The following is a 14,673-nucleotide window of genomic DNA, read 5'->3' on the forward strand; positions in this document are numbered from 1 at the left end:
GTGATTCAATTTTTTATCAAACCTAGGTGCCGTCCTTTTTTCAGAATAGAACAAAACCGACAGCATATATCGATTCTGAAAATTATTCCGCTGGTTTCGACATACATGCTATAATTACCAGCACAACGGATACGGTAGACGCCACCGTGCGAATCATGTTGAGTGTATTCCAGGGTTTCTCGAAAGCAAGGCGTTGTGCAGCGATTTCACCGGGCGTTGCTGTATGAAGGGCAAAAGCATCCAGTGATTCATTCAGCGGTACATTGCCAAATATAGTGACAGCAAACACACCCGCCAGGTAAACAACCGCGGCCGCTGCTAACAATATAAATCGCGTGGATACAGGCGTTGAATAAAACAGCCAGGCGCTGAGTGGCAACAATGCTACGTTGCCTGCAAAGCAGATCAGAAATACGGGATTCAATATAGCGCGGTTCATAGCCTGCATGGCTGCGATATACATCGTATCCGGAATGCGCGCGAGGCCAGGCGTGACCGAACAGGACCACGCAAAGAAAAGACCCGCTATAAGAGCCGTAACGGTAGCTGTGAGGATTAATACAAGGTTTGCTGGAGTTATCATAGATCGAGTTACTTTACTGTGTTGTTGGTTGATATACATATATAATCGATTCGTTATTCTTTTACCCGGAGACTTTTTATATACAGCATGACCTCCGAGATCTCATTTGCCGTAAGTTTTTTCCGAAACGGAGGCATAAACCCTTTTCCTTTTAGAATCTGTTGAATGATCGCTGCGTCTGTCAGTGCACTCAACTGAAGGTTTTTCGCTCCGAGAAAACCTTTGGTACCATCTTTACCATGGCAGCGCATGCAATGTTGTTCGTATAACAATTGACCATCCGATGAGGCATGATCAGTACTGCGAAAGGCCGCTGCCGTCAGGCAAACAATCAGCGTAGCAATCAATGGAAATGTTCGGGGTGCCATAGTTTAAATTTTTCAACAACATTACGGCAGCCCGCATATTGAAAATAGAACAAAACCGACAGACTTTTAATCGGGTTGCTCAAACAAAAAATCAAGTATCCTGCAGGGGAAACAATGGCATTCAATTTTATCGCAGGCATCATTTTTATACTTCTGTCAAAATAGAATTTGATGTCGTATCTGATAAACGTGATTTACTATGGGCAACAAAATGGAAGGAAGAAATTTTCCGCACACATCACAACACAAGCATGGCCGAATGGATGATGGTCGTTATGATGGTTATTATCGTCACAATGAAGCATTGAGCAACAGCCGCAACGACCTCGGTGAGCCCGGGCAAACTTTTCCGCGGTATGATGACCGGAACACAGGTAAATATGAAAATTATAGTGGCGATGGATATTACGGAAGTTACTATGGCGGATTAACCAACGCGCGCCCCGGCCGCGACTATGAACAGGATGCCGGCTATCGCGATAGCTATAACCGGTTGCCTATCGAACAATGGCCGGAGGTAGAGCAGGCCGCACGCAGTCGTGGAATGGCCCCGTGGCTGCGCGAGGATAAAACAAAAGGACTTCACAAGGGAAAAGGTCCACGATCCTATAAACGATCAGACTTCAGAATACTGGAAGATATAAATGATCTGTTGCTGGAAGATCCATACGTAGATGCCTCCGGTATAGAAGTATCCGTGCAGGATGGCGAAGTAATCTTAAGTGGACAGGTGGATGATCGTAACGTGAAGCGAAGAGTAGAAGATATAGCAGAATCCGTATCCGGAGTAAAACACCTCGAGAACAGGCTTCACACACGTCACTCCGGTGGACAGATTGTTAACGTGCGGAATCATTGATGCTTCAGGGGAAAGTATAGCACGTTGGTGGAAAGGGGAACAGAATTCTTTGTCCCGGCATTATGAGTCTCATTCGGAATATGTATACTTGTTGTATCAATTCTACCCCGGATTCCATGGCTGAACAGAAAACTAAACCTACTGAGCAATCTGTCGATAGCTTTTTGGACAACATTGCAGATGAAAGTGTCCGCGATGATTGCGCTGCACTTGTTAAACTAATGAAGAAAGTAACCGGAGCAAAACCTAAAATGTGGGGACCATCCATTGTAGGCTTTGGACAGTATCACTATAAATATGACAGCGGCCACGAAGGCGATTCGTGTTTAACGGGATTCTCTCCGCGTAAACAAAATATCACCGTATATATAATGCCTGGATTTGCGGAACAGACCGACCTGCAGCGTAAACTCGGAAAACATAAGGCGGGAAAAGGCTGCCTGTATATCAAGCACCTTGCCGATGTGGATGTAAAAGTACTTGAGAAGATGGTTGAGCATTCTGTAAAATATCTTCGGAATACGTATGGTTAATCGTTAACCGTTATTTGTACAGTCTTTATGAATAACAGCTATCGGATTAACGACTAACGATCCCAAATCCATTGCACAAAGATACAAAAGGCTCACAAAGTATATATTTTCAATGATTCTGGATTTTCGGATAATGATTAACGGATAACGTACACCAGCACAGATTGAAACTCACTAACTCCATACGACTACTGTACGCACCGGTTCAGCCATCGGTGAAACAGGCCACTTCACAGGTTGCCTATCGTGAATTCTTACCCGATGCCGGGCTCCGAAACTTTATCTATTGTTATTGGGAATTGAATACCACTGAAATGCTGGACGCGCCTTATATATACCGCGTGGTGGCCGATGGCTGTATGGATATATTCTTTGAATTGGACAATCCCCAGGAAAACTATATCATGGGATTCTCCAAAAACTACACGGAGTTTCCCATTGGTAAATCATTCCACTATATCGGTGTTCGTTTTCTGCCCGCTATGCTGCCACATCTCTTCCGGATGGATGCCGCTGAATTCAGTAATCGTGTAGAGCCACTGCGCGATGTATTGCCCGGTATCTCAGCCTTCATCACCAATACCTTTCAGCCCTTGCAGTCAACGCATAGCCTGAACGTTGTGCTGGATCAATATTTTCTGAACCATCTTTCAAAAGCAACAATAACCACCGACAACCGATTGTATAATGCCATTCACATTATCCTGCAAAAGCGCGGTGTACTCAACATCGAGACAGAACTCGATACGGGTATAAGTCCCAGGCAGTTAAGACGTCTGTTTGAATTTTACATCGGAGATTCGGCCAAGACTTTCAGCAAGATTGTGCGATTTCAAAACATACTTCACGCCAAGCCATCGGTACAGAGCCTGCGACAGAACAAGTTGTTTTTTGATAGCGGATATTACGATCAGGCACATTTTATAAAAGAGTTCAAGAGCTTCTACGGCATTACACCGGCACAAGCCTTTCCCGAGTGATTTCAGGTTGAAACGATTATGTCCGTTTTTTACAAGGATACCGGGTGGCCTGCCCGGTAATTTTGTTTCATATAAACTATATCACGTATGAGACAGATCACATTAACGGCATGTATGCTCATCACCGTTTCCGTCATGAGCGCATATTCACAAATAAAATCAGCAACATCAAACACGATCAAAATGAAAATGAATGCAGGCATCGTAACGGCTAAACTGGCCGAGAGCAAAGCTTTTTATACGCAACACCTGGGATTTGGTGTAACATTTGAAAATGAGTTTTATCTCCTGTTGCACAGTCCGAACAAACAGGCAGAGATCAGCTTTCTCTTGCCCGATCATCCCACGCAACAACCTTTGTTTCAAAAAGCCTTTCCCGGACACGGAGTATATCTTACCATCGAAGTGGATGATGTCGATAAACTATATAAGGAGATGAAACAGAGAGGAGTAGCGATCAGTATTGAATTGCGCGATGAACCCTGGGGCGATCGTCATTTCGCGATTCAGGATCCTAACGGTGTAGGCATCGATATTGTTAAATACACTCCGCAAACAACTAACTGACTAATTCAAGTTATTAAGAAAACACGAAGAGGCACTACTAATTTTTAGTATGACGGTCTCTTTGTGTTTTCAAAGTGTGGCATTTTACCCGCGATCATCAAGTCATCACCACAAAGAAACTCGTCTCCTTCGCGCTTGCTTGTTTAAACACTGTGGGTATAATTTTTTACACTGTGAAAAGTGTATGCGCTATATCTACGTATTTCTATTTCTTTCGTTGCTGGTAACTTCTGTTTGGGGACAGGGTAAAAAACCTGTTATCACAGGCCAGGATCCGGTAAGTACAAATGAAGAGCAGTCGGTAACTATTAAGCTCACCGATCTGGATGTTACGGATCGCGATGATCTGTTCTATCCGTGGGGTTTCTCGCTGACAGTATATCCGGGCGAAAATTATACTGTATCGGGTTCAACAGTTACACCCAACGCCAACTTCAACGGTATACTCACGGTTCCGGTAACGGTGAACGATGGCAAGCATGAGAGCGATAAATATAATTTCAGGATAACGGTAAATCCTGTCAACGATCCCCCGGTAATAACCGGCCAAGTAGCTTTGCAGACTTTGGAGAGCAAGGCGATCGCGATTCAACTTACGCATCTCACCGTGTCCGATCCGGACAATGCATATCCAACAGGTTTTACATTAAGTATAGCTTCCGGTTCAAACTATACCGTGAGCGGTACCTCGGTTACACCAGTCGCAGGATTTACCGGTACACTTGCTGTCAATGTCACCGTGAACGATGGTTCACTCTCCAGCAATGCCTATAGCTTAAAGATAACCGTAGCGCCCGGCAATAAAGCCCCTGTAATTACCGGACAGACTGCATTGAGTACAGCGAAGAACAAAGCAATCACGATACAACTGTCTCATTTGAAGGTTACCGATCCTGATAATACATATCCTACAGGTTTTACATTGGCCGTTTCTTCCGGCAGTAATTATACTGTATCCGGAACAACGGTTACACCAGCGCAGAACTTTGTGGGAACACTCTCTGTACCGGTTACTGTTAATGACGGCAAGGCCAGCAGTGCTCCCTTCAATGTGCAGATCAGTGTCACGGATGAGTTGCTGATCATTGGACAGAAGTCCCTGGAGATGAACGAAGGACAGTCCATTACTTTGCAATTATCGGATCTGGTTGTGAACGATCCGGATAATAAATATCCCGGCGGATTTACATTACAGGTATTGCAAGGCGAAAACTATACAGCCTCCAATCAGCAGGTAACACCTTCGGCAACCTTTACCGGCACGTTAAGCGTAAGTGTAACGGTGAGCAATGGCAGCAAAACCAGCAAGCCCTATACATTGAGTATAACGGTGAAACCCATTAACAATGCTCCTGAAATTGTTGATCTCGAAACGGATGCACTCATCTATACGGTTACCAATGATCCTGTCTCCGTCAGCAAAAGTCTTGACATCAAAGATGGAGACGACAATACGCTTGCATTAGCTGAAATCGGTTTTCTTCCGGAGGCTTACGAGAGCGGGGCAGATCAGCTCATATTTAAAAACACTTCCACCATTCGTGGGGTATACGATTCAGCCAAAGGAGTACTTTCACTTATCGGAACGGCATCGCTGGCAGAATACCGGAGTGCCATTCGCTCGGTACAGTATTACTATGGCAATGTTGATGATCCGATGCTGGCAGCTAAAACACTCACCATTCGTCTGAACGATGGCAAAGTATTCAGTACGTTATACGAACGCAAGATTACCCTGATGGAAGATATAGGCTTTGATATACCGAATGCCTTTACACCGAACAACGATGCAGCCAATGATACCTGGCGCATAAAACCGCTGAAACAGGCTGAGCGTTTTGACAAAACGATTATACGGGTATATAATAAACGCGGCTCGCTGGTGTTTGAGACCGTTGGCTTCGACAAGGAGTGGGATGGAAGGTACAATGGAGAATTACTCCCTCCGGATACGTATTACTATACCATCGACCTGAACCTTACCTATATCGGAACCAACTATAAAGGAATTGTAACCATTCTCCGGTAAGGTATATAAATATACCATAGCTGCTGTTGACGAAATATAGCACACAGAATGAACGTGAAAGGAATTGAGTACGAGCAACTAAACCGGTTTGTAGGACTCTGGAACACAACCGGTAAAATTATAGCCACCAGTATGACACCTTCCGTTGATATAAACGGAATAGACCGCTACGAATGGCTGCCGGGCGGATACTTCCTGCTGCACGAGGCAGATGTATATATCGGAAAAGAGAAAAGTCAGACGCACGAAATCATCGGGTATGATCGCGTCAAAGAAATATATACCATGCAACACTATAACAGTCTGGGCGATTCCGGTTTCATGACCGCTACTTTAATCAACAATATATGGATGTTCACAGGAGAAACACTTCGTTTCAACGGAGGCTTTAGCGCCAACGATACGATATTTTCCGGCATCTGGGAACAGAAAAATGAAACGGGAAATTGGGTCCACCTCATGGACATAAAGCTGGCCAGAAACCAATCCGTATAACCGTCATTTCGAGCGAGCTGATTTTGCTATGAAGTGCGTGTGTTCCGCGAGAAACCTCAACATCACAATCTACTTCAGAGTGATGCGCTGTAGTCGGCAATATCTAATCGAAGCGCTTGCTATAGCTATATAGCTACGGACTTAATATAAACGATAAAGTTCCTTCCAACAAGGGGGATTCCCGCGGCAAGTTTGGAGAAAGCGTCCGCTCGAAGTGCCATTACTAGTTGCAACATTATTAGCAACGTCATTCACTCTTCAACTCCTCTACGGGGTTAGTAAGTGCAGCTTTTATTGTTTGAAAGCTTAATGTAATAATCGCTATCACTAATACAAGTGCAGCTGTAATAACAAATAACATTATACTGAGCGATATCCTGTAGACGAAGTTTTCAAGCCACCCTTGCATCAGGTAGTATGCTACCGGAGCTGCGAGTATAAATGCTGCAGCAATTCGTGTTACAAACGTAACGGTAAGTAATTGCAGGATATCCTCTGTGCGGGCACCCAATACCTTGCGTATACCAATCTCTTTTGTTTTACCAGAAGCTACTGCCCATGACAAAGCAAAAAGTCCGAAGCACGATATCAGCATGCTGATCGCAGAAAAACTGACAATAGTCTTATAAAAGAATATATCAGCTTTATACTTTTGCAACAAGTCTTCCTGGATGAGCCGGTAGGAGAATACATCTGCCGGATATATAGTCTTCCAGATTGCTTCGATGCGGGGGATTAACGTTGTCCAATCAGAGCCGCTGAAGTCGACCACAAGTTTAGGTGCTGTAGCCACCGTAGCTATAATCGCTGGCGGTATTTCTTCCTTGAATGAGACACAGGTAAAATCCTTAACTACACCGCTGATACGATCCTTTGTGCCGGGGATCAATTCACCAACCGGTTGCTTCAGGTTAAAGTATTTCACCAACTTTTGATTTACCAATTTATCCGTTGAGCCTGCGGCAGGAAGTTTACCTTCTGTCAATGTCAGATCCAGCGTGCGGATATAGTCTTCATCGCCACTGAATAAATACGGAGTATAAAACTTGTCATCCTCCAGGTCGTACCGAACTATTGAATTGCCCGATATAGGATGCCCGTTGCAAAGTGCCACCTGTTGTATACCGGGTATTTGTAAAAGTTGTTGTTTCAATACAGCAGGTGTCACGGCATCATGCTTGCCAGGCGTACTTAGCAGGATGATATTCCGGTTGAATCCCAGCGGTTCATTCTCCAGGAAGTTCATTTGCCGGATAATGGTAGTAGCGCATATGGCGAGCGTAATGGAGATGACAAACTGAAGTGTGAACAATGTCTTATTGAATGATACCTGCACACGGGCGTTCTTCATTAAGCGCACCGAAGGTATACGCCACTGATGTATAGCAGACCATATCACGGCAATAACTCCCAGTATCGTTACAACCAGCGCAGCCGTGAGTAAAATTTCAAGACGTGTAAAATGAGACCATGATAATGAAGTCTCCAGTATCGTATTGAAATAGGGAAGGCCCGTCCACAGGAGAAGCAATGCGAATACAAAAGCACTCGACACATAGAGGAATATTTCAGCGAGAGCTCCGTTCAACATTTGCAGGACAGATATACCCAGTGTCTTTTTAACCCCGGCTTCTTTCGCTCTGGCCTGAATCGAAAGTAACAGCAGATTTATAAAATTGAAACTCGACATGATCATAATGAGTCCGCATACTAATGCTGTTATCGTGACAAAACTTTGCGAGCGTGTCCGCATGAAGGGCATCTTGTTCGTGGCATTGAAATAAGAATCCTGCAACGGTGCCATCGAGTATCGCATACTTCCGGGACCAAGCAGTCCGGGACAATTACTGTCTTTATTGATCTTCGCGACAAAGCTATCGGTATGACTACCCGCCGGCATAACGATATAGCTAGCACCGCCACCCCATAGGTTACTCAATACAGAATGATGCATAACAACATCGAAATGCAAATGGCTATTGCCTGGAGCATCATCAAGTATACCCGCAATTTTTAACACACGCGATGTATCACCAACCTCAAGCGTGATAAGTTTATCGAGTACATCTTCAGTGCTAAACCAGGCCTGAGCTTTCGCTTTGCTGATCACGATCTTGTCACTACCCAAGGCATGCGCTGATGAGCCGGCACGCAGAGGAAAATTGAAGACAGAGAAAAATGGGTCATCTACATTGATAGCGGTAACATCCCGAAAGCTGCCATTTGCAGTGACAAACTCAGCGTTGTTCAGTATCCCGACCTGACATATAGTTTTTGCTTCGGCAAAATTCTGTCCTATATAATCACGGGTTGAAGCCGGTATATAGGCGATCTGCCCGTTATCTCCGAACGGATCGTTGCTGAAGAGCTGATAGGTGTTATTACTATACGGATGAAAATTATCCGTCTGCGTTTCCGAGATCACAAATGTTATCAGGAAGTTGGTGCAGGCAAAGCCAAGTGCCAGGCTGGCGATGATAACAACACTATAAAGTTTACGCTTCAATAAATGACGAAGCGCCAGTCGCATGTGATACAGCATACAGTGGTGACGTTGTAAATCGAATATACAGATTTATAACTGTAAATTCTACACAGTACGAGGCTAAACTGATTTCGGATTTATACAGGATCTGAAAAAAATATAGGACAATCCATATGCAGTTATCAAAAATCCTGTTACTTTTGTTTCGTCATGAATACATCAGCATTCCATATCGCAGTCATTTGCCCGCTTCAGAATGATATGAAGCGTAAAAAAATGCGTACCCGGGAAGTAAAGATGTTTGGACAATGAAAGATAACGTCTCTACAATATATAGAAGCCCGGGCCAAACGCCTGGGCTTTTTTATTTACCCTTGATCTCTGAAAACCATGACACTTGAATATATACTTATAAATCTTAAACGCGAACTCATCCGCACGCTGGCGGTGGTGGATGAGTGGTTCGACCGCGACCCTGCATTGTTGCAGTACCGGCCCGCTTCAGGAGGCTGGACCGCCAGCGAGGTGCTTGAACACATTACGCTTACCAATCATTATCTCCTTATAGTTATTGAGAAGGGAACGGAAAAGGCATTGCGCAGAAAGCATGAACTGACGGAGCCATTGGCTATCCCTGCATCCTATACGCTTAGCAACCAGGCCTTGCTGGACATTGCACAGCCTGATGTTTTTGCATGGCAGCGCCCGGAACATCACCAGCCTACAGGAGAAAAGCCTTTGTGCGAAGTAAGACGTACGCTACGCGACCAGCTTGAACAGTGCCTGATTATACTGGAACTCCTGCCGGATGGCGAAGGTACATTGCATCATACCACCATGTCTGTAAACAATCTCGGCAAGCTGGATGTATATCAATACTTGTATTTCCTGGCACTTCATGCCCAGCGGCATATACACCAGCTTAAAAGGATAGGACAGGAGTATACGGCACCTTCGGTTGCCTGCGATGCCTAGGCAGAATTTCAAACTATATATAAGACTGTTACCACCAACCGTTATCGCGAAATCCATGCAAATACAAATTTTACATAACCGCTGATCGTAGCATTGATCTTCCGTAACTATCAAGGGCTAAGTCCCTCATATTCTGTTTATAACAACAGAATAAAAAATAAATCATTTTAGCGCGTAACGTTTCTTAAAAGTTGCAGTATTTACTTAACAAATGTGAAAATAATATCTCATGTCTTCTCGTTTGTTAAGTAAATATTATGAAAGAACATTCACTCGGTGAATTTGAAGAACTCGTATTGCTCATGGTAGCCGCGCTTCATGACGAAGCGTATGGTGTTGCCATTCTGGAGGCACTGGAGGAAAAGACCAATAAGACATTTAACATCAGTGCTATACATGTTGCGCTTAAACGGATGGAGGAAAAAGGATTCATCAAGTCGCACTACGGTGGTATAACCGAAGAGCGGGGCGGCAGACGCAAAAAGTTTTATGTGATTACCGCCTTTGGCAAGAAGGTGCTCGATCAGCAGTACGAGCTGCGCACCAGTCTATATAGTCTCATACCTAAAATATCATTCGGCCGATGAAAGCAAGACCTCCCAGACCTGTTCTGAATTTCCTGCGTTGGTTCTGCCGCGAAGATTATCTCGATGAAGTTGAAGGCGACCTGGTCGAGCTCTTCGAGAAACAACACCGTCATTCACCTGCAGCAGCACGCTGGAAGTTTGCCGGTAATGTTATCTGTTACCTGCGGCCGGAGTATATGAAAGTATTTCAATCACGACCATCATCTTATACCGCATTATCCATGACAATGATTCAAAACTACATCAAGCTTGCGTTCCGAAATCTTCGGAAGCGTACGGCATTTTCGATCATCAACATCACCGGCCTGGCGTTGGGTGTATGTACCTGTCTCATCATACTAAACTATATAGATTTCGAAACCAGCTATGATAATTTTCATACGCATGCTTCTGATCTATACCGCATCAACCGGACGCTGATCCAGAACGGTGAGCGAAAGATACCACATGTAATGACAACGTATGGATTAGGTCCGGCACTCGAAACCGATCTACCCGAAGTGAAACACTATATCCGCACACACGAAGAAGAAGCTGTACTGCAATATCAACCGGAGGCGGGCGAAGCTAAAGCATTTCACGAAAACAAGCTATTGATAGCAGACTCTACATTCTTTCAAGCGTTCACATTCAAATCGTTGGCCGGTAATTTGCCAAGCGCACTCAATGATCCCAACAGCATGGTGCTGACACAGACTGCAGCGCGAAAATATTTTGGCAGTGAAAATCCCCTGGGAAAGACGGTGACACTTTCGGGCGGCCGCATGAATGGTGACTATAGCATTACCGCGGTAATGGAAGATATACCAGGCAATTCGCATTTTGGATTTGATATACTCGTGCCGATGCACAATATCTTTTTAACCAAACAATACCAGCAGGACGATGGCTGGGGCTGGAATAACTTTACAACCTATATACAACTGAATGAAGGAGCGAGCGTTCAACGTGCTGAACAAAAGCTACCAGACTTCTGTCAACGCAGGCTTGACCCCAAGTGGAAAGACATCAATGGACGCATGGAGCTAAAGCTGCAACCGCTGCAAAATATACACCTGCAACCTGGTCTTCGTGTGAATGTTGAAACTGTGAACCCCGGCACCATATATTTCTTTGGTGTGATTGCAGGATTTATACTATTCATTGCCTGGATCAACTATATCAATTTATCTACGGCACGTGCTATGGAGCGTGCACGCGAAGTGGGCATAAAAAAGGCAATCGGTGCGTTTCGCAGCGAACTCATTGTACAGTTCTTATGCGAGTCGGTAGTTATCAATTTTATCGGTATAGTGCTGGCGGTAAGCCTTGCCGTTTTATTGTTACCATCACTCAGCAATATCACAGGTCATGAGCTTGCCTTTAACTTTGCCGATATACGGTTGTGGTTTGTGCTCGCAGGCTTATTCTTCATTGGTACATTTGCCTCGGGTATATATCCGGCCCTGGTGTTGTCGTCTTTCAAAATCACTAAAGTTATGAAAGGACAAAGCGATCGCCGTGGTTTTTCCTTGCGCAAGGCGCTGGTAGTATTTCAATTCGTAGCATCACTGATTCTGATTGCAGGCACACTCGTGGTATACCGACAGATTCACTTCATGCAAGCACAGGATAAAGGTTTACAGATGGACCAGATGCTGGTGGTGGCCGGCCCAGGCACTATCAAATGGAAGGTTGCACAACAGAAGCTTGCTATATTTAAAGAAGAAGCTTTGAAAATTAATGGAGTAAAGGAAGTGGCAACGTCCGGAGCGATACCTGGTGGCGGACACAACTGGGGCGCGGATGTACGCAAGAGTGGTGCTGCGGTTACCGAGAATAAACTTGGCAGTGTAGTATGGGTTGATCCTGATTTTATACCTACCTATAATATTCCATTTGTGGCTGGTAAGAATTTCGATTCCTCCATCAGGTCTGATATGGAAGGTGTCATCATCAACGAAGCATCGCTGGATGCGTATAATCTGGGCACGGCCGAACAGGCACTGCATGAGCAACTGGTAATGGGAGAGGACACAGCAACGATCATCGGTATACTGAAGAACTACAACTGGAGCTCGCTCAAAACAGACTACGTACCGTTTCTCTTCCGCGCGGATACGATTATACCTCCGAAAATTTCCATTCATCTGCAGGCTCAAAATATACCGGCTGCGGTTGATGCCATTGGCAAACTATATAAAGAACTGATTCCCGGTGAACCCTTCGAATATACTTTTCTTGATGACAGCTTCAATGCGCAATATAAAAGCGACCAGCAGTTCGGCAACATCTTTGGTATGTTTGCAAGTCTTGCCGTAGCGATATCATGTCTTGGACTTTGGGGACTGGCCTCCTTTACAACGGCCCAGCGCCTCAAGGAGATTGGTGTGCGTAAAGTACTGGGAGCATCTGTCAGCAGCATTGTTATTCTTTTATCAGGACAGTTTATGAGACTGGTGCTTATTGCCGCAGTTATTGCATTGCCGGTAGTGTGGTACGGAAGCGATACGTGGCTGCACAGTTTTGCATTTCGTATAGGCCTGGGGTTGGATCTGTTCCTTTTACCGGTGGTGGTACTTACACTCATTGCCCTGTTAACGGTAAGTATACAGGTTTTCAAGGGCGCTATAACCAATCCGGCAAAGGTGTTGAGGTCGGAATAGAATTATCATTAATAAGTATATATTTGGTGACCATGAAGAGATCGACATTGGGTTTGATGATTTGTCTGGTGTTATCATGTACCTCAGACAAATTTATTGATGCTGCCAAGTATGAAGGGCAGGAGCAATTACTGACGTTGAATGAATTCAATAGAGATGGATCTAAACGTCAGGCTCCTGTCATAAAAAAAATATCTCCTGATTCGGCTTCAGTGGGAAACGAATTTCTTGCAAAAATTTTCATTGCTGATTCGTCCTTAAAAATTACTGATGCATTCTATAAATGTCAGTCCGTACAAACACCGGCAGTTGATACGATAACTCATAAAGTAAGAGGATGCACCGAGCAACTTTTGGTAAAGAATGATACGATCTTTATTGGCTTCCGACCTATAGAAACTGGTTTAAAAGAGTTTCCCGTCATCACGATATTAACAACGGATCACGACAATATATTCAGAACTTATGAGTATCGCTTTCAGTACAATGTAACTCGCTGAACTATATCACCACTATAATTCCCGAACGCGTATAATAAGACTCTTCCTTGGATTATCAACCAGCAATTGCCTGATATCACGATCGGTGAAGCCTTCCCTTTTCAAAGCGGGAATAAACGTTTCGAAGAGCGCAGTATAGCTGCGAAACGTACCACCATCAGGTTCACCTACATGATACCAACCTGCATCGTGTGAGATTAAAACTTTGTTAAGGAGATTGTGTTCTTTCATGGAAACAACAAAGTCCACATGCTGCTGTAAACCTGTAGGATCAGATCCGTTTATACCATCAAACTCGATCCATGCGCCCATGCGAGCTGCCTGCAGATGAAGTTGCTTGTCTTTTTCATTCTGCGCATGCACCCAACGAAATGCATCCGGTGATACGCCTGCCTTCTGAAGTATAGTCAATTCCTGTAATGCCGCTTCTCCATTACCGGTATGAGCAGAGATAGTCAATCCTGTTTGCAAATGAGCAAGTGCCGCTGCTTCCAAGAGTTTTTCACATACAGGAGTGAGAGGTCCTGCATCGACACCCGTCTTGATAAACCCTGGATATATACCTGTTCCATCAATACCTTTACGAAACTCACCCACCCAACGTGTTGCCAGCTGTTCAGCCGTTTCTGTATAGGCGTGTGCCGGTAAATATTTTTCCTTGGCCGCACCATAGTAGCCCGTGTTCGTAATAATATTTAATCCGCTTGCCTGCGCCAGTCGTTTCAGTATCGTTACATCCCGACCTATATATGCTGGTGTGCAATCAACAAATGTAGCGCAGCCGGCTTTCTTCAACGCGATGAGATAAGGTAATACCGTTTCAACAACCGCATCAGCATGATAGCGGTGCACACCTGTTTCCGAAGCGCCTATAAAATCAACCATGGTATGCTCGTGAATCAACGTTACACCCAATGAAGACAATGAGACCGGTCCTAAAACACCTGGTATAGTATTATGCGATTGTGCTGGGCCACGTGTGAATACCAGCGAGCCCATAAGCATTACACTGTGTTGTATAAAACTTCCTCTGTCCATAACCTGAAATTATACTCTGTTTCAACGTT

At 44.5% G+C, this 14,673-nt stretch carries 14 protein-coding genes; 10 read left to right on the forward strand and 4 right to left on the reverse strand.

The window, feature by feature from the left end; translation table 11 throughout:
• Nucleotides 1-82: 82 nt before the first annotated feature.
• Both ACFQ21_RS10120 and ACFQ21_RS10125 read right to left on the reverse strand, forming a co-directional pair.
• Nucleotides 83-583 (reverse strand): anthrone oxygenase family protein, encoded by a 501-nt coding sequence (locus tag ACFQ21_RS10120; protein ID WP_377578549.1) that lies wholly within the window; start codon nucleotides 581-583, stop codon nucleotides 83-85.
• Nucleotides 584-636: 53 nt separating this feature from the next.
• A complete protein-coding gene (locus ACFQ21_RS10125; protein ID WP_377578551.1) occupies nucleotides 637-951 on the reverse strand; it encodes a c-type cytochrome in 315 nt (104 codons plus the stop codon).
• 199 nt (nucleotides 952-1,150) lie between these two features.
• Between ACFQ21_RS10125 and ACFQ21_RS10130 the strand changes: the two genes are divergently transcribed.
• From ACFQ21_RS10130 to ACFQ21_RS10155, 6 genes are all read left to right on the forward strand, one after another.
• Complete coding sequence (locus ACFQ21_RS10130) at nucleotides 1,151-1,810, forward strand: BON domain-containing protein (RefSeq protein ID WP_377578553.1); 660 nt, start codon at nucleotides 1,151-1,153, stop codon at nucleotides 1,808-1,810.
• Between the two features lie 116 nt (nucleotides 1,811-1,926).
• Nucleotides 1,927-2,343 (forward strand): DUF1801 domain-containing protein, encoded by a 417-nt coding sequence (locus tag ACFQ21_RS10135; protein ID WP_377578555.1) that lies wholly within the window; start codon nucleotides 1,927-1,929, stop codon nucleotides 2,341-2,343.
• A gap of 164 nt (nucleotides 2,344-2,507) precedes the next feature.
• Complete coding sequence (locus ACFQ21_RS10140; protein ID WP_377578557.1) at nucleotides 2,508-3,323, forward strand: AraC family transcriptional regulator; 816 nt, start codon at nucleotides 2,508-2,510, stop codon at nucleotides 3,321-3,323.
• 87 nt (nucleotides 3,324-3,410) lie between these two features.
• Nucleotides 3,411-3,890, forward strand: coding sequence for a VOC family protein (locus ACFQ21_RS10145; protein WP_377578559.1), 480 nt, complete (start codon nucleotides 3,411-3,413; stop codon nucleotides 3,888-3,890).
• 184 nt (nucleotides 3,891-4,074) lie between these two features.
• A complete protein-coding gene (locus ACFQ21_RS10150) occupies nucleotides 4,075-5,919 on the forward strand; it encodes an Ig-like domain-containing protein (protein ID WP_377578561.1) in 1,845 nt (614 codons plus the stop codon).
• Between the two features lie 48 nt (nucleotides 5,920-5,967).
• Nucleotides 5,968-6,414 (forward strand): DUF1579 family protein, encoded by a 447-nt coding sequence (locus tag ACFQ21_RS10155; protein WP_377578563.1) that lies wholly within the window; start codon nucleotides 5,968-5,970, stop codon nucleotides 6,412-6,414.
• A gap of 247 nt (nucleotides 6,415-6,661) precedes the next feature.
• On the opposite strand, the gene ACFQ21_RS10160 is transcribed toward ACFQ21_RS10155, so the two are convergent.
• Complete coding sequence (locus ACFQ21_RS10160) at nucleotides 6,662-8,956, reverse strand: ABC transporter permease (protein ID WP_377578565.1); 2,295 nt, start codon at nucleotides 8,954-8,956, stop codon at nucleotides 6,662-6,664.
• A gap of 333 nt (nucleotides 8,957-9,289) precedes the next feature.
• Here ACFQ21_RS10160 and ACFQ21_RS10165 point away from each other — a divergent pair, with 333 nt between their 5' ends.
• The 4 genes from ACFQ21_RS10165 (at nucleotide 9,290) to ACFQ21_RS10180 (ending at nucleotide 13,606) form a co-directional block, all read left to right on the forward strand.
• A complete protein-coding gene (locus ACFQ21_RS10165) occupies nucleotides 9,290-9,874 on the forward strand; it encodes a DinB family protein (RefSeq protein WP_377578567.1) in 585 nt (194 codons plus the stop codon).
• A 257-nt stretch (nucleotides 9,875-10,131) separates the two neighbouring features.
• Nucleotides 10,132-10,461, forward strand: a complete 330-nt coding sequence (locus tag ACFQ21_RS10170; protein ID WP_377578569.1) for a PadR family transcriptional regulator — start codon at nucleotides 10,132-10,134, stop codon at nucleotides 10,459-10,461.
• Nucleotides 10,458-13,106 (forward strand): ABC transporter permease, encoded by a 2,649-nt coding sequence (locus tag ACFQ21_RS10175; protein ID WP_377578571.1) that lies wholly within the window; start codon nucleotides 10,458-10,460, stop codon nucleotides 13,104-13,106. The genes ACFQ21_RS10170 and ACFQ21_RS10175 overlap by 4 nt, the downstream gene beginning before the upstream one ends.
• Nucleotides 13,107-13,138: 32 nt before the next feature.
• The gene (locus ACFQ21_RS10180; protein ID WP_377578573.1) at nucleotides 13,139-13,606 is read left to right on the forward strand and encodes a hypothetical protein; all 468 of its coding nucleotides are present in this window, start codon (nucleotides 13,139-13,141) and stop codon (nucleotides 13,604-13,606) included.
• Between the two features lie 12 nt (nucleotides 13,607-13,618).
• On the opposite strand, the gene ACFQ21_RS10185 is transcribed toward ACFQ21_RS10180, so the two are convergent.
• Nucleotides 13,619-14,644, reverse strand: coding sequence for a phosphotriesterase family protein (locus ACFQ21_RS10185; RefSeq protein ID WP_377578575.1), 1,026 nt, complete (start codon nucleotides 14,642-14,644; stop codon nucleotides 13,619-13,621).
• Nucleotides 14,645-14,673: the final 29 nt, after the last annotated feature.

It is taken from the genome of Ohtaekwangia kribbensis (assembly GCF_042676245.1).
In the GTDB taxonomy this organism is placed as follows: domain Bacteria; phylum Bacteroidota; class Bacteroidia; order Cytophagales; family Cyclobacteriaceae; genus Ohtaekwangia; species Ohtaekwangia kribbensis.